Below are 19422 nucleotides of genomic sequence, written 5' to 3'. Positions count from 1 at the left end.
TCTTTTAATAATGCTTGTTAATGCAACAATGAATTATTAGTTCGTTACCTCTACGGTAATTGTTGAAACTCCTTTTAATTGGTAGCTAGAATTTCCTTGAATTTTAGCTTTAATATTAAAGATTGTTATAACATCACCAGCTCTTGCTCTACCTATTGCTGCTTTAGCTTGACTGTTCATCTTTGTACCTGCAACATTAACTGTTGGTTGACCAGGAACTTTAACTTGGAATGAGGTTACATTAATTGGTAAATCAAATACGAAATCATCTAATTTAGCACCAATTGTACCAATTTCTAAGTTACGTTTAGGTAATCTTACCATACCATCCTGACCAGAAATTGTACCTGTAGGTTTTGGGATATCTTTAATTCTAAACGTCTTCTTATCATTAGCAGGCGTACCATCGTCTAATGTTGCAGTAACACTAATTGTTACTTCTCTACCTTTACCAGGATTCATGACATATTTACCTTTACCTAAAGGCTTAAGTCCTGCTCCTGTAGCTCTAACTTTATTATCTGGTACACCAGCAAAAGAAATCGTCATTGGGTTAGCAACACCACGATAAACAACGTTCATCTTATCTGCAGAAATCGTTGCAGAGTTAGGTCTTGGTACTACAACATAGTTCCCAATAATTGGAATATCTAATGGCTTACCATCTTCAATAAAAGTAAATTGACCTTCTACTTGGTGCTCACCAACATTACCTACGTTAAAGTCTAACTTTGCAGCACCTGTTGAATCGATAGCATTTGTTAAATCAATTTCTTGACCTTGTACGTTTAATTTTGTAGGTGTTACATTCGCGTATTTACCTAACACAACTCTACCTTGAAACTTTTCACCTGCAAAAAACGCAGACTTATCAGCTAATACAATAGCTTTATAGTTCTTTAACGATACCGCTTCAGTTACTAAGTTTCCTAAGAAACCGTTATACATATTAGTTTCTGTCGCCTTAATATCGTTTTGCATTGCTGTTAACTTCGTGTAAGAAGCAATAGCTGGAAATCCTTGGAAATGATAATCTAACCATTTCTTTTTTGCTCCTTCACTATCAACGATTGGCTCTAAGCTGAAACGCTTTTCAAAGCTTTCAATTACTTTAGACCATTTTACATCGTCGCCTACAATCTCTTTAATATCAGATTTATACTTTTCTATTGCTGCTACGATTTCATCACCTCTCTTAGTATAACGGTCACCTGTGAACCATAATTCATCAAGCTTATCTCCCTTATCCATTTCTTCGTAAGGTAATTCACCGTTCTCTTCTCTTTCGTATCCTCCTTTTTTTACAATATCTTCTTCCTTAACAGTTTCGATAAATTTGTAAAATGCATCAGATACTTTACTTATTTGTTGTGCTTTACTTGCTACAACTGCGAAGTCTTCTGGTTTCTCTTCAGCCTTTTTTTCTAACTGATCTAAAATACCTTCATTTGAAGCTGCTGCTAACTCATTAGCATTGTCAAATTTAGTATTCATTAACCCAAATGCAGAAAGTACTTCTTTTGACATGGTCATAGCGATCATGGCAATAAATACCAAATACATTAAGTTAATCATTTTTTGCCTTGCGGACTGTTTTCCTCCTGCCATTTCTAACTAGTTTTTTTAATTATTAATTAATATGATTATAAAAACCAATTAGTTCTTGTTCATTGCAGTTAACATACCACCATATACACCATTTAAAGATGAAAGGTTAGATGCTAAAGATTGCATTTGTTCTTTTAATTTAGTTGCATTTTCTACAGCTTCTTCATTGATAGCAGCTTGTCTGTTAGCGCTTTCAACTTGTAATTTGTAAAGACTGTTTAATGATTCCATTTGAGCAGCAGCTAAAGACATTTCTTCGCTATATTTCTTTTGAGCTGCCATAGAATCTACAGTTGGAGAGATTCCTTTTGCTGCACCTTCAAAGTTTTTGATGCTATCACCAAGGCTAGCCATAAGTGCTCCATCAATTTTTGCATCTTTTAATAAATTATCTAATTTTTTAGATAACATACCTTCTGCATCTTTAGGTTCTTCTATTGCTTTTTTCTTTTTACCTACTGATTGTCCACCAGCTAATTCAGGATATACTAAAGACCAGTCTAAATCATCACCTTGCTTCTCAAAAGCAGAGATTGTAAATACTATTGCTTCAACAATCATACCTAGGGTAAGGATAAGGGATCCATAAGGCCAGTGTTGGATTTTGAATAATGCTCCAATAATTACAATTGCAGCTCCAAGTCCGTAGACCATATTCATTGTTGATAATTTCTTTTGTGCCATGATTTTAAATTTTTGTTTTCAAATGAGCTTGGTTAATTAGGACTCATTTAGGATTAATATTAGGTTTAAGTTAAGTTTAATTAGTTGCTGCGTTTTTAGTTACTTCAGTTCCCATGTAATCTTGAACTGTTCTAAATCCGATATAGCTTCTCGCAGAATCCGCATATTCGTAATCTCTAGAACTTACTTGTAAGAAATAAGCAACATCTTTCCAAGACCCACCTCTTACCACTTTACGTGCATTATCTGGATCATTGACATTAGGGTTAATTGAAGATGCAAATTCGTAAGATGCAGGATCATAAGAACCGTTTACCCATTCTGAAACATTTCCAGCCATGTTGTAAAGGTTAAAATCGTTAGGATCATAAGCATCTGCCTCTACAGTATATAAAGCCTGATCTGCAGCATAATCACCACGTAATGGTTTAAAGTTAGCCATAAAACAACCTCTGTCATTTTTGGTATATGGTCCACCCCAAGGGTATGAAGCTCCTTGCAATCCTCCACGAGCAGCATATTCCCACTCCGCTTCAGATGGTAATCTGTATGAATTTACAGGCTGTCTTCCTCTTTTCTTTCTATCTGCATTGTGATATAAAGTTCTCCACTGACAGAACGCTTGAGCTTGTTTCCAAGAAACACCAACTACTGGATAATCTCCATAAGCATCATGCCAGAAATAATCATTATGCATTGGCTCATTATAAGAATATGCAAAATCTCTAATCCAAGCCGTAGTATCTGGATATACTTCTACTTCTTGCTGAACGACAACCTCAGAACGCTTTAAACCTCTATTTTTAGCAGCTTTTTGAATATCCATGTACGTATACTGAAACTTAAATTGCTTTACATCCCAAGTACGTTGACCGTTGTATGACTCTTCTAATGGTAGATACATACCATCCATAACTTCAGCATACAATTCATCTGGATAATCATCCGTATTGAAATACAACTCAGCGTCGCGATTAATTTTTCTCTGTTCGTTACCATAGGTATTAACCATATAGCTTTCGTAAGCATTAAGGTCTTCTGGGTTAGCATCTAAATATGCAAACTCACCTATATCTCCGTTTCCAGGTGTTTTTCCTTCTAAGTCAGCCATCTCAGCTAATTTTAATCTTAGAGTAGAATCTCTTACCCACTCCACGAATTGACGATACTCGCTATTTGTAATCTCAGTTTCATCCATGTAGAATGCGCGAACTGTAGCTGTTCTTGTTGGCGCGTCTTGAACTCCAGCTAAATCATCATCTGATTTACCCATTATAAAAGCTCCACCCGGTACTAATGTCATTCCGTAGGGCTTTTCTGGATGCCATTTCTTACCTTGTACACCAACCAATTGTCCTCGATCTCCAGAATTACAACTGGCTACCATAACTAGTACTGTGGTTAGTAAAATAAACTTCTTAATATTCATAGTAACTCTAGGTTAAATTAGTCCTTATTATTTTTGAGGTCGTAAACATATTTATATATTTCCGAATAAACAACTTTTTTTATCTTTTTTTTGCACTTTACCCTTAAAATTAGCATTTCATCGATTAAAAAAGTGTTAAAGTCCGATTAAGTGCTTTTTTTAAAAGCTATTCTTCCTGTAGGCTTTATACCAACGTTCTGGTATTTCACCTTGAGTTGCGTGCACATAATCGGAATGCATGCAAGGTAATAACGTATGCTTTTTTAATTTATTATTAACATTTGGTAAAAATGGAATTTCTATCCACCAACGCCCTGTTTTTAAGCTCTTATAAAAAATTAATTCGTCATCTTCTACCAATAAATTATACTTTTGGTAGTGGTTTTCGTTGTTAAAATCATCATCTTTTACTCTGCAATTCACTCCTTCTATAAAATACCAGATCATTTGAGCAATAAGCATCGATGACGCACTATCGTTCTTAGAACCGTGATATTCATAAATTCCAAATGATGATACTTTGTTGCTTATCCCAGCATATCGACTAATAGCGCAAATTTCTTTCCCAGAAAAACCATTAGGGGAATACTTTTGGTTATCGCTCACCTCAGAAGCTCTAACAGATTTTAAATCTACGGATACTATATGAGCATCTCGCATTAAAGGTTCTACTTTATTAATATCTCCAGAAATCTCTCCTAATCGGTAAGCTTCAAAATATAACTTTTCTATAAGGTCTATTTCTTCTTGAGAGTTAAAATAAGTTTGATAGCCTATGGTCGTATAATTAAAAAGATTGTACGGCTCTTCAACAATTACTTTGCCAACGTAACTATTGTTTTTAATAGGAAGATTAGCATCTCCTAAATCAAAATTAGTATCCACGCTAACCACATTTACCATGGGCAAAAGCGAATCGTAAGCCCGATAATTAGCATATGTTAAATCTTGACTACCTCCTAAGACGATTGGAATAATTTTTTTCTCAACTAAGACAGTAATAGCTGTACGAATGGCAAAATAGGTGTCTTCAACAGTTTCTCCCGGTTCAATATCTCCAAGGTCCGCTAAAGTAGTATGCCAGTTTCCTGGAAATAATGTATACAGAGTTTTACGAATAGAATCGAAATTAATAGGCGTCCCCATGTAATTGACATCATTTCTATTTTCTTGAACTCCAATAATGGCCATTTTAACGTTTTCCAAATCAGGAATACCGTTTTGACGAGAATGGACTTTTATTTTTTTTCCTAGCGCTTGCTGCGCTGTTAGTTCGTTATGAGCTAAAACCGCATCTGATACAGGCGTAAGGAAATTAAAATTCATATTCAATTACTTCTTTTTTGTGGTCGTTTTTTTCTTTGCTGCCGTTTTTTTAGTCGCTTTTTTCTTGGTTGCTCTTTTTTTAGGTGCATTCTTTTCGAGTATCGCTTTTGCTTCCTCTAAAGTCATTTCGCTTACATCTACCGTTTTAGCTAACTCTACTTTTTGCTTCCCCTTAATAACGTTATGTCTTCCCCATCTGGCTTTCTCAACTCTTACACCTTCATCTTCCCAATTATGGATAACCTTATCAATTTCTTTCTGAATCTTTTCTTCAATCAAAGTTACAATGTCTTCTTCAGATAAATTGTCCCAATCGTACTTTTTATTTACATTAATAAACATATTGTTCCATTTTATAAATGGCCCAAAACGTCCTTTTCCTTTTGTAACTTCCAAGTCCTTATACATATATATAGGAGCATCAGCTAATTCTTTCTCCTTAATATACACCATGGCTTCATCCATATCAACACTTAAAGGGTCTACTCCTTTTGGTAATGACACAAACTTTTTTCCGAATCTAACATATGGTCCAAAACGGCCGTTATTTACTTCAACTTCTTCTTCTTTATAATGACCTAAAGCTTTTGGTAGCTTAAATAAATCCATTGCCTCTTCAAAAGTAATAGAATTTAGCTGTTGATCTGGAGACAAGCTGGCAAATTTTGGTTTGTCCTCATCCTCCATTACACCAAGTTGAACCATTGGTCCAAACTTACCTAAACGCACGCTTACTTGGCGACCTGTTTTAGGATCTGTACCTAAAATACGCTCTCCAGATTCACGATCAGCATTTTCTTGAACATCTTCGACTTGTGGATGAAAGCCCTTATAGAAATCCTTCATCATTTCTCTCCAATTTTCCTTCCCTTCGGCAATATCATCAAATCGATCTTCAACTTTAGCTGTAAAGTTGTAATCTAAGATGCTTTCAAAATGCTTTACCAAGAATTCGGTAACAATCATACCAATATCTGTTGGTACTAATTTACCTTTATTCGATCCGGTCTTTTCTGAAAGTTGATTCTCTTTGATTTTTTGATTTTCAAAAACCAATTGTTTATAAGGTCTTTCGTCTCCTTCGTGAGTTCCTTTCTCAACGTAATTTCTATTTTGAATTGTAGAAATTGTTGGTGCGTAAGTAGACGGACGACCAATACCTAATTCTTCTAACTGCTTTACTAAAGAGGCCTCAGTGAATCTTGCTGGTGGGCGAGAAAAACGCTCGGTTGCCGTGATATATGTGTTTTGAAGCGCTTCACCAACTTTTAAATCTGGTAAAATACCTTCTTGTTCTGCATCCTCATCATCCGTACCTTCTAAATACACTTTAAGAAATCCTTCGAATGTTATGATTTCTCCATTAGCTGTAAATTGTTCGCTAATAGTTTTCTCAGAATTAATCTGAATTTTAAGGTTAGTTCTTTCTAATCTAGCATCGCTCATCTGAGAGGCAATGGCACGCTTCCAAATTAAATCGTATAATCTTGCCTGATCACGCTCTGCATTTACCGTATGATTTGAAAAATCGGTTGGTCTAATCGCTTCGTGAGCTTCTTGCGCTCCCTTAGATTTCCCTTTATAATTTTTTGGATTACTAAATTCTGATCCGTAAGCCGAAATAATTTCATTTTCCGCTCCTTTTTTAGCCTCATCAGATAAATTAACACTATCTGTTCTCATATATGTAATAAGACCAGCTTCATACAAACGCTGCGCATTGGTCATAGTTCTACTCACAGAAAAACCGAGTTTACGAGACGCTTCTTGCTGAAGTGTAGAGGTTGTAAATGGTGCTGCAGGCGATTTTTTTGCAGGTTTCTTCTGTAAATCGGCAATTTGATATGTGGCACCTACATTATTATTAAGAAATTCTAAAGCTTCTTTTTCGGAATCGAAATTCTTAGGCAGTTTGGCTTTAAAAGAATTCCCTGCATTATTTGTAAATTCAGCATCTACTCTATACGACGCTTTAGCTTCGAAAGCTTGTACATCGCGTTCGCGTTCTACAATTAAACGTACAGAAACCGACTGTACTCTACCAGCCGACAAACCACCTTTAACCTTTCTCCATAAAACTGGTGAAAGTTCGTAACCTACAATACGATCTAGCACACGTCTTGCTTGTTGTGCATCTACCAGATTGTAATCTATACTTCTCGGATTCTCTATCGCTTTATTAATAGCGCTTTTTGTAATTTCATGAAATACAATACGCTTTGTTTTGTCTTTATCTAATTTTAATGTTTCAGCCAAGTGCCAAGCAATCGCTTCTCCCTCGCGATCCTCATCACTTGCTAACCAAACAACATCTGCTTTCTTAGATAGATCTTTTAGTTTTTTAACAACATCTTTTTTGTCTTTAGACACCTGATATTTAGGCATAAAATCTCCTTCCACATCCACTCCCAATTCCTTGGAAGGAAGGTCTGCGATGTGTCCAAAACTGGATTCCACTTTAAAATCTTTACCTAAAAATTTTTCAATAGTTTTAGCCTTTGCAGGTGACTCAACAATAACGAGATTCTTTGACATTCTTAAAATTTTGCGTTTACAAATGTATATGAAAATTAAGATACAATCCTAATTTGGTCGTAAATACCGTACATTTTAACGTGATGATAGGACTTTAAAACACAGAAGAAGCCTTATAATTTATAAGGCTTCTTCAATTTATATTTTTTTTAAAATCTAAATTAATAGGTATACAAAATGGATTCTGGCAAACCTTCGATGTTTAAGACTACTTCATTGGCACCTTCAACTTGCAATGCAACTAAATCAAAAATTTCTTCTTTTTCTAAAACTGCTAAACATGCTTCATTATTATAAAATATCAATCTCAACTCCCGCTGTGGTGGCAAGGATTCGGTAATAGTTTCAGAATCTATTAGCGTTAAACCCCAAGTACTCGCATCGCAACCACTCGATGAAATTGTAACAGACAAACAATTTCCCTCCAAATTAGAGTCTAAGACTCCAAAATAACTTGACTCTGCAGATTCGTATAATACACTATCATTCACCACTTCAATGCCACATGATATTATCATAGCATCGTCATTGCCACTATCTTCGCATTGAAAATTCATTAAAACACAACCCAACACTAAGATGTATATCCGTTTTTTAAGTTTCATAATACCCAGTTTGTATAAAGATACAAAATAACCAATAAGTAGATTTAAAACGTAGACAATTGTTCTATACGTCTCATTTGTTCATCACCACCACCAAAGCCTACCACATCTTTATAAATAAAATAAGAAGGCAACTGACCAAATGCAGCAGTTACATATATACCGAAGCCACACATTAAAAAACCGACAATCATTGCTAGAAAACCCGAAACAAACATTAACCCGAATGAAATTAACCATTTTTTATTTCCAAGATCGAAGCCCAACTTAATAATTTTCGAAATAGATAAATCTGGATTAAACGCATATACAACCACTATAAAAGACAAAGGAACTACAGCGTATATGATAGGCAGAAAGCACAACATGGTTGCTACAAGTGCTATCCCTGTAAAAGCTACACCTAACTTTATGGTTTTACCTAGGTATGGTTTTTTAAAGAAATAAAAGTAATCTTCCTTACCAATCTGTTCTAAGTCTCTTAATTTACAAATCCTATAGAATGCCGCTTTTAAGCCAAGTCCGATAGCACTCATTGCCACAATCATAAACACATAAGCTACTATGAGGACAAGTACCATAGCAATACTCAATCCTGCTTGACCGTACGACTCATATTCTCCGTCCATAGTTAAAGCACTAATAAAACCGAAAAACAATAAGGGAATATAAACAATCATTACTACTGGAATCGCCAAAACCATATTGAGTAATACCATCACTAAACCTTGAACCCAAACTTTTTTGAATAAAGCAATGGATTGATTAAAAATAGTTCCGAAATCCAATGGGTTTGCATTTACTATTTTAGTGTTGATTTCTGTAGGGCTCATGTGTAGTATTTTAAATGATACGCCAAAAGAAATCTATTTTCATTAGAAATTCAAACAAATCTATATTTTGAAGTACTTTAACGTATAATTAAATATTATAACTGCCACTTTGTCATAATCCATAAAATAATATTATCTTTGCATGCTTATTGAGATTTGAAGTATTCACTACAGCTGATGGAAAAAATTATAGACGAGAACAAACAAGGAGAAACCTTAGTCATAGACAAAAAGGAAGGTAACGAACGAAAGCTATTTATTGAAAGTTATGGCTGCGCTATGAATTTTAGTGACAGCGAAATTGTAGCTTCTATACTTTCTGAACAAGGTTTTAACACTACGCAAACCTTAGAGGAAGCAGACCTTGTATTAGTTAACACCTGCTCTATTAGAGATAAAGCAGAACAAACGGTTAGAAAACGATTACAAGACTATAATGCTGTAAAACGTATTAACCCTAAAATGAAAGTTGGCGTCTTAGGCTGTATGGCCGAACGCTTAAAAACTAAATTTCTAGACGAAGAAAAAATCGTGGATTTAGTTGTAGGTCCTGATGCTTATAAAGATTTACCTAATTTACTCGCTGAAGTTGAAGAAGGTAGAGACGCTATAAACGTTATATTATCTAAAGAAGAAACTTACGGAGACATTTCACCTGTAAGACTAAATTCTAATGGTATAACAGCATTTGTTTCTATCACTCGAGGTTGCGACAATATGTGTACCTTCTGTGTTGTGCCCTTTACACGTGGTAGAGAGCGCAGTAGAGATCCACAAAGTATTATTGAAGAAATCAATGAGCTATGGGAAAAAGGATACAGAGAAATCACTCTTTTAGGACAAAACGTTGATAGCTATCTATGGTATGGAGGCGGCTTAAAAAAGGATTTTAATAATGCTTCAGAATTACAAAAAGCTACAGCCGTTAATTTTGCAAATCTTTTGGAACTATGCGCTAAGGCACAGCCTAGAATGCGTATCCGTTTTTCCACTTCTAATCCTCAGGACTTCACTTTAGATGTGATAGAAACCATGGCTAAGTACGATAACATCTGTAAACACATACATCTACCTGTACAAAGTGGAAGCGATCGTATTTTAAAAGAAATGAATCGTTTACATACACGCCAAGAATATTTTGAAATCATCGATAACATTAGAAGAATTATCCCAGAATGCTCCATAAGTGTCGATTTAATTGCTGGTTTTCCAACGGAAACAGAAGAAGATCACCAAGACACTTTATCTCTAATGGAATATGTGAAATATAATTTTGGTTATATGTTTACTTATTCTGAGCGTCCAGGAACATTAGCTGGTCGTAAAATGAAAGATGATGTCCCTGAAAAAGTTAAAAAGCGTCGTCTAAGCGAAATTATTCAATTAGAACGCAAGCACAGTGCCATGAACACTAGATCTCACCTTAACAAAACGGTAGAGATCCTAATTGAAAAAGCATCTAAAAAATCCGATTTGCAATGGTCGGGAAGAACTTCTGATAACACGGTAGCTGTGTTTCCAAAAGAACATTATAAGGTAGGAGATTTAGTAGATGTATTGATTACAGATTGTACAAGCGCAACTCTAATAGGTAAAGCTATTGGATATTCTAAAAATAATTAATATGAAATATTTTTTTTACATCATCTTTTTTATCTCTATGTTTTCCTGTAGTTCTGATGATAACCAAGAAACAGAAACACCTAACACATTAATTATTAAACACATTACTGATGTTAGAGAAAATAATGAGCGTAATTTTTATTTCGATTTAAACGGAAGATTAGTCTCCATTACAGATACTAATGCCCTTCCTGAATATAATTATATTCTATCTGAATTTGAATACTCAAACGACAATAAACTTAACAGTTCTTACCACACATATGGTACTGAAGAGGCGTTTATAAATCTCACTTACACTGATAATAATATTACTAATTATAAGTATGTCACACTCGGTTATAGCATAGATTCTAACGTTGTTATTAACAATAACACCCTCAACTATATCGATCTAATGGATTCAGACATAGAAGAAGATGATTTAAATATTCAATGGACATTTAGTTCAGATCAATTAAAGTATTTAGCGCAAAAAAAATCCACCTTAATAAATAATGCGAACTCTGTACAAAATTTAACAGATTACGAATATGATAACAACTTCAATATCGTTGGAAGTCACACCACAATAAGCTATGGTATTGAAGTTGATTATAGCAACACCTATACGTATGACGATAAAAAAAACCCGATAGCAGAATCTATGGACGGCTATAATTTAGCACTCTATTTTATGGATGACCATAACACCGTGGCCATGTCACCAAACAATGTGTTAAGTAAAACCGATAATCAAGGAAATACATTAGCCTACAATTATGTATACAACGATGATGATTACCCTATGTCTGTAACCATAACAAATGTAGCAACAGGTGAAGTAATAAATACGTTAACCTATACGTATTACTAATTTTAAAAGCATAACTAAAGAATTGTAGAAATTAAGCTATTCGTAATCGATTCAAAAAAGAAATTACTAAGTCCAACTACCCCTCTCATCGCTATGAGAATTAAAAAAAAATTAAACCATCAATGAAGAAACTAACCTTATTATTACTCACCCTTACTGTTATTACAGCTTGTGACGTTGAACCTTTAGATCCGGCTTACACACAAGGAGGAGGCAATCAAGGAGGTGGCACTGGTAGTGAAAGTGCAGACCTTACAATGTCTATTTATGAATTAGACACACAAGTAAATTTAGAGTTCTTTGGCGCACCAATAGAGACTATAACCAATTCTGATTTTAATATTGCAAACAGTAAAATTATCTCTGGATCCAATGCTTTATCAGCCAACGGTAGCCCTTTTGAAAATGAAAATTTAATTATTACCCGAAATAGCTCAGGGCAAATTATTAATGATGAATCCGTAAATACAGCTGGCGTAACAACTAACGAAACCACCATAACATACACCAACGGAGTCATTTCTAATATTACATACACCTATTACGAAGATGCTGAAGAAAACTATAGTTACAACTTTACGTATGACGGCAATACCATTACAAGAACAGAAGAAGGCTCTAGTATTTCTACAGTATTTACAGTAGATAATTCAGATCGTATTATACAAAAAGAATCTTTTGAAAATGGTTTTTCTATTCAATTTGAAAGCATTAGTTATGCTGCCAATGGAAATATTTCAAGTAGTATCAGAACGGGAGAAACAGATAGTAATACCACATATCAATTTGATGATAATCCTAATCCATTAAAAGTCATTTTTGAAGACAATTATTTACTTACATTTTTAGATGATGATTATTCGGATGAAATTGGAAGTCCAATTGCTCAATTTCTTTCCACAAACAATTGGAATGGAGCAACTTTCGATGGTAATGTTTTTAATTTTGATTTAGAATACAATTCAGCAGGAAGAATTGAAAGTCGAGTTATCGCCTACAACTTTGGACCTGAATTATCATTTGAATTTAACGAAAGGTTTTCATACGTTAATTAATCATGGAATCTATTCAAGCCATAAAACAACGTTTCGGTATCATTGGAAACGAGCCTAAACTTAATCGCTCTATAGAAAAAGCGATACAGGTTGCTCCTACTGATATTTCAGTATTAGTCACAGGGGAAAGTGGTGTAGGAAAAGAAAGTATTCCAAAAATCATACACCAATTATCACACAGAAAACACGGTAAATATATTGCTGTAAACTGTGGAGCTATTCCTGAAGGAACCATTGATAGCGAATTATTTGGACACGAAAAGGGCGCATTTACAGGAGCCACATCCACCCGATCTGGCTATTTTGAAGTCGCCGACGAAGGCACCATTTTTTTAGATGAAGTTGGAGAATTGCCATTGACCACACAAGTGCGTTTACTGCGCGTACTAGAAAATGGGGAATTTATAAAAGTAGGTTCTAGTAAGGTTCAAAAAACCAACGTTAGAATCGTAGCTGCAACGAACGTTAACATGTTTGATGCAATTAAAAAAGAAAAATTTAGAGAAGATCTATACTACAGACTAAGTACAGTAGAAATCAATTTACCTCCGCTTCGTGAGCGTAAAGACGATATTCACTTATTATTTAGAAAATTTGCTAGTGATTTTGCCTTAAAATATAAAATGCCAACGGTAAAATTAACCGACGACGCAATTAGTTTATTGGTAAAGTACCGTTGGAATGGTAACATTAGACAATTACGTAATGTCGCAGAACAAGTCTCTGTTTTAGAACAAAATAGAACTATAAACGGCCTCACACTTCAAAATTATCTACCAAGCTCTGGTAGCAATTTGCCAGCCATAGTTAATGACTCTAAATCTGAAAGTGATTTTAGCAGTGAACGCGAAATACTCTACAAAGTTTTATTTGACATGAAGAGCGATCTTAACGATCTTAAAAAACTCACCATGGAACTCATGAAAAAAGGTAGTGATGCCGATGTTCAAAAAGATAATGAACATTTAATTCAGAAAATTTATGGAGATGATAAAGATGAAAAATTTGAAGCAGCTGTAGAAGACTTAGAAATTCTATCGCTTGCAGAACATGCTGATGAAAATGCAACTACAGAAAGTGAAGATAAATATCATTTTGCCGAAGAAATAGAAGAAGAAGAGACATTATCTTTACATGATAAAGAATTAGAATTGATTAAAAAATCACTAGAACGACATGGCGGCAAACGTAAATTAGCTGCTGCAGAGTTAGGCATCAGTGAACGAACGCTTTATAGAAAAATAAAACAATTTGATCTTTAAGATAAGTTTAAGAGCTGTACAATAAGATAACCTTTTATTTTTGAGTTATATTATTGTTCAGGCTCACATTACTTGTTCAAAACAAATCGACATAAGTACATCAAAGTTATCTTTGCTTATGTGATTATTAAACGATTTAAAATACAATAAATGAAGTCATTTAAATACATTATTATAGCTGCAATTTGTTTGGTATATTATGGTTGTAAGGTTAATTATTCTTTTACAGGAATAACAGAAACACCTGAAACTTTTCAGGTTAACTTCTTTCAAAATAATGCAGATTTAGTAGAACCTGGTTTAGACCAATTATTTACAAACGCACTTCAAGATCTTATTGTAAATCAGACAAGCGCACAGCTCGTAACTTCTGGAGGTGAAGTTATTTATGAAGGTGAAATTGTAGAATACCGCATTGCTCCAATGACAGCAACTGCAGAAAACACTGCTGCACAAAACCGATTAACCATTGGAGTTAGAGTACGCTATATAAACACAAAAGACGAAGAAAAAGATTTTGAACGCACCTTTTCGTTCTTCTATGATTACGGAGCCAGCGAACAGCTTACTGGTAGTATAAAGGATACTGCGTTCGATGAAATTTTAGAACGATTAACACAAGATATTCTCAATGCTTCTCTAGCAGATTGGTAAAAACTATGCAGCTTCAAGACCTCACTTATTTATTACAGCATCCAGAAGCGGTTACAGCATCTCAAACCGAGGTACTTTCTGCAGCAATTAAAGAGTACCCTTATTTTCAACCTTTAAGAGCTTTATATCTCAAAGGTTTAAAGCAAAAAGAAAGTTATAAATATAACAATGCATTAAAGACTACAGCTGCGCATACTACCGATCGCAGCGTACTGTTTGATTATATTACCTCGAAGATTTTCAATCAAAATGAAATCTCTAAACAGATTAAACAAAATACAGAGCATCTAAAATCTATAGATGTTAATGAGGCTGATGACATTTCTGTTAACAAAAGCGTCACTATAGATGATGCACTCAAAGCACATATTAAAGCAACTGAAGGTGTTTTAGATCCTGGTTTGTTTGAAGTTAAACCGCTACCTCCACCAAGATTAGAAACTAAGTTACCAAAAATTGAAGACTCTATTATCTCTGTAGATGTCAAAAACATTACACCCGAAAAAGAATTAAAGATAGGTGAACCATTAGAATTTGATAAATCTGAAAACCACTCATTTACAGAATGGTTAAAAATTACCAGTTTTAAGCCTATTGTTAGAGAAGAAAACCAAGAAAAGGAAACTCGAGATAATGCAGAAGTTCTAGAAGAAAATAAAAAAACAACTGCAACAACAGCGCAACCAGAAGTGCCCAAAAAGACATCTCCGCTTCAAGAAAAACTATCTATTATAGATAAATTTATAAGCGAAAATCCTAAGATAAAACCTGTTTCTCACAACGCACCTAAACCTAAGTTAGTCAATAACGACAACCCTATTTCAGATAGTTTAATGACTGAAACTTTAGCGCGAATTTATTTAGAACAAAAAAACTATGACAAGGCAATTCAATCTTACAAAATTTTAAGTTTGAAATATCCAGAAAAAAGTAGTTTCTTTGCACACCAAATAAAATTGGTAAAAGAATTAAAAGATAATAATACAATATAAAATGAGTGCATTTTCAATTTTTTTAATACTAATCGTAATCGTTGCCTTCTTACTTGTAGTAGTAATTATGGTTCAAAACCCTAAAGGCGGAGGATTATCATCATCTTTTGGCGGTGGCGGAACACAACAAATGGGTGGAGTAAAGAAAACAGGAGACTTTTTAGATAAAAGCACTTGGTTTTTAGCAACCGCTTTAATCGTTTTAATCTTAGCATCTAATGTAACTATTAATTCTGGTGGAAATATAGAATCTAAAGCTTTAGATACTAACGAAACTACTGAGATGCCAACATTACCTGCTGCAACAACAGATTCTGAAACATCAGATAGCACTCCAGAATAATAACAATCAGTTATATTCATAAAGATATTTAGCCAACTTTTTAAGTTGGCTTTTTTTATTCCATCACTTTCGTCATATAGGTCTGAAACTTTGTCAGACTTTCTCTATTGGCATAATTTTCGAAATACGCTAAAGCGTAATTTATTAAATAACTAAAAAAACATATAACAAATGAGTTTAAACATTAAACCTTTAGCAGACCGTGTTCTTGTTGAACCAACAGAAGCTGAAACTAAAACAGCTTCAGGTATTATTATTCCAGATAACGCCAAAGAAAAACCTCAAAGAGGGACTGTTGTTGCCATAGGTAATGGTACAAAAGACGAACCTTTAACGGTTAAGGTCGGAGATACTGTACTTTATGGTAAATATGGTGGAACTGATCTTAAACTAGAAGGAAAAGATTATTTAATGATGCGCGAGAGTGACATCCTAGCGATAATATAATCATTTAAACTATTAATTCTGTCATTCCGCTCCTAATGCGGAATCCATTATAAACTTAAATAAATTAGATTCCTGCCTTCGCAGGAATGACAAAAACATAATAAACATGGCAAAAGATATAAAATTCGATATTGAAGCACGCGACGGTTTAAAACGTGGTGTTGACGCTTTAGCAAATGCAGTAAAAGTAACATTAGGACCTAAAGGTCGTAACGTAATTATTGGAAAATCATTTGGTGCACCTCAAGTTACTAAAGATGGGGTTTCTGTAGCTAAAGAAATTGAGCTAGAGGACGAACTTGAAAACATGGGAGCGCAAATGGTTAAAGAAGTTGCTTCTAAAACTAACGATTTAGCTGGTGATGGTACAACTACAGCAACCGTATTAGCACAAGCAATTGTAAAAGAAGGTCTTAAAAATGTTGCCGCTGGTGCAAACCCAATGGATTTAAAACGTGGTATTGACAAAGCTGTTGAAGCACTTGTAAACGATTTAGATAAGCAATCTAAAAAAGTAGGTAGTGATTCTGACAAGATTAAACAAGTCGCTGCTATTTCTGCAAACAATGATGATACTATTGGCGATTTAATTGCTAAAGCTTTCGGAAAAGTTGGTAAAGAAGGTGTTATTACTGTTGAGGAAGCTAAAGGTATGGAAACATACGTTGATGTTGTTGAAGGTATGCAATTTGACAGAGGGTATTTATCTCCATACTTCGTAACAGATGCAGATAAAATGATTGCGGATTTAGAAAATCCTTATATCTTATTATTCGACAAGAAAATTTCTAACTTACAAGAAATTCTTCCAATATTAGAACCTGTAGCACAATCTGGCCGTCCGTTATTAATTATCGCAGAAGATGTAGATGGGCAAGCTTTAGCAACGTTAGTGGTAAATAAATTACGTGGTGGATTAAAAATTGCAGCTGTAAAAGCACCAGGATTTGGTGACAGACGTAAAGCCATGTTAGAAGATATCGCTATCCTTACAGGTGGAGTTGTAATTTCTGAAGAAAGAGGTTTCTCTTTAGAAAATGCAGATTTATCTATGTTAGGTACTGCTGAAACTGTAACTATTGACAAAGACAATACAACCATTGTAAATGGTGAAGGAAAAGCTGCAGATATTAAAGCGAGAGTAAACCAAATTAAAGCACAGATAGAAACTACAACTTCTGATTACGATAAAGAAAAACTTCAAGAACGTTTAGCTAAGTTAGCTGGTGGTGTTGCTGTACTTTATGTTGGTGCTGCATCTGAAGTAGAAATGAAAGAAAAGAAAGATCGCGTTGATGATGCTTTACATGCTACACGTGCAGCTGTTGAAGAAGGTATCGTTGCTGGTGGTGGAGTTGCTTTAGTTAGAGCTAAGAAAACTTTAGAAAAAATAACTACAGACAACTTAGATGAAACTACAGGTGTACAAATTGTAAATAAAGCTATTGAAGCACCTTTACGTACCATTGTAGAAAATGCTGGAGGAGAAGGATCTGTTGTTATTAATAAAGTCTTAGAAGGTAAGAAAGATTTTGGATATGATGCTAAAACAGAAACTTATGTAGATATGCTTAAAGCAGGTATTATTGATCCTAAAAAAGTAACACGTATCGCTTTAGAAAATGCGGCATCTGTTGCTGGAATGATCTTAACTACAGAATGTGCATTAGTTGACATTAAAGAAGATGCACCTGCTATGCCACCAATGGGTGGAGGCGGAATGCCAGGCATGATGTAATAGTGAAACATCATTAATACTTATTGACATAGGTCAAATTATAAATTTAAAGCCTTTGATGAGAGTCAGAGGCTTTATTTTATATTATATTTAAAACTTACAGCAATTAAAATGAAAAAAATCACAATTCTATTTTTACTGTCACTAGCTTCACTAAATCTTTTTTCGCAGACAGACAGTACCACAACAAAAACCGGTAGAGTATGGAAACACCTTAAATATGACGCTGGCATAACCTTAAAAAGTGTTGGGCATTCATTTACCCAACCCCTTAAGTGGAAAAGCGATGATTTTATAACGGCTGGAGGTATTTTAGCAGGAACAACGTTGCTGTATTTAAGTGATGAGCAAGCAAACCCTGTTTTTATAAAACAAGGCTCTGGTGCTCCTGAAATAGTAAAAGACTTTGGTTGGTATTTTGGGAGTCCTCAAAACTTCTTTATGGTATCTACTGGGATTTATGGTTTTGGACTTCTTACAGATAATGAAAAAGTCCGTCATACAGGAATCTTGATCTTTTCATCTGCGATTACGACAGGTCTTATACAATCGATATCCAAAACTGTTGTAGGTCGCGCTAGACCTAACAGTGGCGATTACAACGAATTTGAACCCTTTAGCAATAAGCCTGGCTTCCACTCTTTTCCTTCTGGTCACAGTGTTTTATCTTTCACTATGGCACATGCCATAGCCAAACAATTTGATAATTTTTGGGTTAAAGCAGGCATTTATGCTGTTGGCTCAATTGCTCCAATCTCTAGGTTATGGGAAAATGCACATTGGCTGAGCGATGTTGGTTTAGGTATGGCAATTAGCGTTGTCGTTGTCGATGGCATTGAAAATTTTATGACTAAAAACAACTTTTATAACACTGCAAAACCTAAAACTATGAGTTGGCGCATAAGCGCTGGTGCTGGCACTATAGGTTTAACGGGCACGTTTTAAACCCTATTGAAAAAACATATTAAACAAAAAAGCCTGAATCTTAAAACTCAGGCTTTTTAAATTTTTGTGTTTGTTATTTTCCGTCTTCTTTTTCTTTTTTGTGATCGTTTTTAACCACCTCATCACGATATCTACAGCATGGATGTACAGCATTGTATTGTTCTTCCGTTGCTTTTATCTCTTTGGTGTCATGCCCCACGGAAGCCACCTTTTTAGAAATCGCTAGTAAATCTATTTTACGTTCGTCAAAAATAAGTTTTAACTCGTGTGTATCAATACTCCATATAGCAGATTTAACTCCTTTGGTTCTTATCGCTGCTTTTTCAATACGATCTTTACACATACCACAAACACCATCAACTTCAATACTTGCTTTTTTGTTCTTGTCTTGGGCAAATGATAATGTTGTTATTAACACTGTAAAAATTACTATTATTTTTCTCATCTTATTTTGTTTTTAATTGTGTTTCTGCAATAGCAAAAAACC

General features: G+C 34.5%; 18 protein-coding genes. 10 read left to right on the top strand and 8 right to left on the bottom strand.

Translation table 11 applies throughout. From position 1 onward, the window contains the following. Positions 1-36: 36 nt before the first annotated feature. From porM to C8N41_RS06630, 7 genes are all read right to left on the bottom strand, one after another. The gene (porM, locus tag C8N41_RS06660) at positions 37-1608 is read right to left on the bottom strand and encodes a type IX secretion system motor protein PorM/GldM (protein ID WP_092444545.1); all 1572 of its coding nucleotides are present in this window, start codon (positions 1606-1608) and stop codon (positions 37-39) included. Positions 1609-1656: 48 nt separating this feature from the next. Continuing rightward, positions 1657-2292, bottom strand: coding sequence for a type IX secretion system motor protein PorL/GldL (gene porL, locus C8N41_RS06655; RefSeq protein ID WP_092444547.1), 636 nt, complete (start codon positions 2290-2292; stop codon positions 1657-1659). 76 nt (positions 2293-2368) lie between these two features. After that, a complete protein-coding gene (gene porK / locus C8N41_RS06650; protein ID WP_449488931.1) occupies positions 2369-3715 on the bottom strand; it encodes a type IX secretion system lipoprotein PorK/GldK in 1347 nt (448 codons plus the stop codon). Between the two features lie 165 nt (positions 3716-3880). Continuing rightward, complete coding sequence (locus tag C8N41_RS06645) at positions 3881-5047, bottom strand: formimidoylglutamase (protein WP_115838649.1); 1167 nt, start codon at positions 5045-5047, stop codon at positions 3881-3883. A gap of 6 nt (positions 5048-5053) precedes the next feature. Beyond that, a complete protein-coding gene (gene topA, locus C8N41_RS06640; protein WP_115838648.1) occupies positions 5054-7582 on the bottom strand; it encodes a type I DNA topoisomerase in 2529 nt (842 codons plus the stop codon). Positions 7583-7743: 161 nt separating this feature from the next. Next, a complete protein-coding gene (locus C8N41_RS06635) occupies positions 7744-8187 on the bottom strand; it encodes a hypothetical protein (RefSeq protein WP_115838647.1) in 444 nt (147 codons plus the stop codon). Between the two features lie 44 nt (positions 8188-8231). After that, complete coding sequence (locus C8N41_RS06630) at positions 8232-9020, bottom strand: hypothetical protein (RefSeq protein ID WP_115838646.1); 789 nt, start codon at positions 9018-9020, stop codon at positions 8232-8234. Between the two features lie 177 nt (positions 9021-9197). Here C8N41_RS06630 and miaB point away from each other — a divergent pair, with 177 nt between their 5' ends. From miaB to C8N41_RS06580, 10 genes are all read left to right on the top strand, one after another. Continuing rightward, positions 9198-10643 carry a tRNA (N6-isopentenyl adenosine(37)-C2)-methylthiotransferase MiaB gene (gene miaB, locus C8N41_RS06625; RefSeq protein WP_115838645.1) on the top strand — a complete coding sequence of 482 codons (1446 nt, stop codon included), beginning with the start codon at positions 9198-9200 and terminating at the stop codon, positions 10641-10643. A gap of 1 nt (position 10644) precedes the next feature. Beyond that, on the top strand, positions 10645-11499 hold the full coding sequence (locus C8N41_RS06620) for a hypothetical protein (protein WP_147298939.1): 855 nt from the start codon (positions 10645-10647) through the stop codon (positions 11497-11499). A 122-nt stretch (positions 11500-11621) separates the two neighbouring features. After that, positions 11622-12554: a hypothetical protein gene (locus C8N41_RS06615; RefSeq protein WP_092444561.1), complete on the top strand. Its 933-nt coding sequence runs from the start codon at positions 11622-11624 to the stop codon at positions 12552-12554. 2 nt (positions 12555-12556) lie between these two features. Further along, on the top strand, positions 12557-13816 hold the full coding sequence (locus tag C8N41_RS06610; protein ID WP_092444563.1) for a sigma-54-dependent transcriptional regulator: 1260 nt from the start codon (positions 12557-12559) through the stop codon (positions 13814-13816). A gap of 150 nt (positions 13817-13966) precedes the next feature. Then, positions 13967-14470 (top strand): LptE family protein, encoded by a 504-nt coding sequence (locus tag C8N41_RS06605; protein ID WP_092444565.1) that lies wholly within the window; start codon positions 13967-13969, stop codon positions 14468-14470. A 5-nt stretch (positions 14471-14475) separates the two neighbouring features. Continuing rightward, positions 14476-15462 carry a hypothetical protein gene (locus tag C8N41_RS06600; protein ID WP_115838810.1) on the top strand — a complete coding sequence of 329 codons (987 nt, stop codon included), beginning with the start codon at positions 14476-14478 and terminating at the stop codon, positions 15460-15462. Position 15463: 1 nt separating this feature from the next. Next, a complete protein-coding gene (gene secG, locus C8N41_RS06595; RefSeq protein WP_092444567.1) occupies positions 15464-15805 on the top strand; it encodes a preprotein translocase subunit SecG in 342 nt (113 codons plus the stop codon). A gap of 171 nt (positions 15806-15976) precedes the next feature. Then, positions 15977-16252, top strand: coding sequence for a co-chaperone GroES (locus C8N41_RS06590; protein WP_092444569.1), 276 nt, complete (start codon positions 15977-15979; stop codon positions 16250-16252). 106 nt (positions 16253-16358) lie between these two features. After that, the gene (gene groL, locus C8N41_RS06585) at positions 16359-17990 is read left to right on the top strand and encodes a chaperonin GroEL (RefSeq protein ID WP_092444571.1); all 1632 of its coding nucleotides are present in this window, start codon (positions 16359-16361) and stop codon (positions 17988-17990) included. 111 nt (positions 17991-18101) lie between these two features. Next, entirely contained in the window at positions 18102-18935 is an 834-nt protein-coding gene (locus C8N41_RS06580; protein ID WP_092444574.1) for a phosphatase PAP2 family protein, read from the top strand. Between the two features lie 73 nt (positions 18936-19008). On the opposite strand, the gene C8N41_RS06575 is transcribed toward C8N41_RS06580, so the two are convergent. After that, complete coding sequence (locus C8N41_RS06575; RefSeq protein WP_115838644.1) at positions 19009-19380, bottom strand: heavy-metal-associated domain-containing protein; 372 nt, start codon at positions 19378-19380, stop codon at positions 19009-19011. Between the last annotated feature and the right edge of the window lie 42 nt (positions 19381-19422).

The organism is Winogradskyella sediminis (genome assembly GCF_003387355.1).
Classification (GTDB): domain Bacteria; phylum Bacteroidota; class Bacteroidia; order Flavobacteriales; family Flavobacteriaceae; genus Winogradskyella; species Winogradskyella sediminis.
Note: the sequence above shows the minus strand (reverse complement) of the source record. Positions and strands in the feature narration are given on the sequence as shown.

Bases quoted from the DNA above. Each gene is read 5' to 3' on its own strand.
- C8N41_RS06615 (WP_092444561.1), top strand. From the start codon at position 11,622: ATGAAGAAACTAACCTTATTATTACTCACCCTTACTGTTATTACAGCT.
- C8N41_RS06605 (WP_092444565.1), top strand. From the start codon at position 13,967: ATGAAGTCATTTAAATACATTATTATAGCTGCAATTTGTTTGGTATAT.
- C8N41_RS06630 (WP_115838646.1), bottom strand. From the start codon at position 9,020: ATGAGCCCTACAGAAATCAACACTAAAATAGTAAATGCAAACCCATTG.
- C8N41_RS06645 (WP_115838649.1), bottom strand. From the start codon at position 5,047: ATGAATTTTAATTTCCTTACGCCTGTATCAGATGCGGTTTTAGCTCAT.
- C8N41_RS06590 (WP_092444569.1), top strand. From the start codon at position 15,977: ATGAGTTTAAACATTAAACCTTTAGCAGACCGTGTTCTTGTTGAACCA.
- C8N41_RS06620 (WP_147298939.1), top strand. From the start codon at position 10,645: ATGAAATATTTTTTTTACATCATCTTTTTTATCTCTATGTTTTCCTGT.
- miaB (WP_115838645.1), top strand. From the start codon at position 9,198: ATGGAAAAAATTATAGACGAGAACAAACAAGGAGAAACCTTAGTCATA.
- C8N41_RS06610 (WP_092444563.1), top strand. From the start codon at position 12,557: ATGGAATCTATTCAAGCCATAAAACAACGTTTCGGTATCATTGGAAAC.
- secG (WP_092444567.1), top strand. From the start codon at position 15,464: ATGAGTGCATTTTCAATTTTTTTAATACTAATCGTAATCGTTGCCTTC.
- C8N41_RS06600 (WP_115838810.1), top strand. From the start codon at position 14,476: ATGCAGCTTCAAGACCTCACTTATTTATTACAGCATCCAGAAGCGGTT.
- porM (WP_092444545.1), bottom strand. From the start codon at position 1,608: ATGGCAGGAGGAAAACAGTCCGCAAGGCAAAAAATGATTAACTTAATG.
- groL (WP_092444571.1), top strand. From the start codon at position 16,359: ATGGCAAAAGATATAAAATTCGATATTGAAGCACGCGACGGTTTAAAA.
- topA (WP_115838648.1), bottom strand. From the start codon at position 7,582: ATGTCAAAGAATCTCGTTATTGTTGAGTCACCTGCAAAGGCTAAAACT.
- C8N41_RS06575 (WP_115838644.1), bottom strand. From the start codon at position 19,380: ATGAGAAAAATAATAGTAATTTTTACAGTGTTAATAACAACATTATCA.
- porL (WP_092444547.1), bottom strand. From the start codon at position 2,292: ATGGCACAAAAGAAATTATCAACAATGAATATGGTCTACGGACTTGGA.
- C8N41_RS06580 (WP_092444574.1), top strand. From the start codon at position 18,102: ATGAAAAAAATCACAATTCTATTTTTACTGTCACTAGCTTCACTAAAT.
- C8N41_RS06635 (WP_115838647.1), bottom strand. From the start codon at position 8,187: ATGAAACTTAAAAAACGGATATACATCTTAGTGTTGGGTTGTGTTTTA.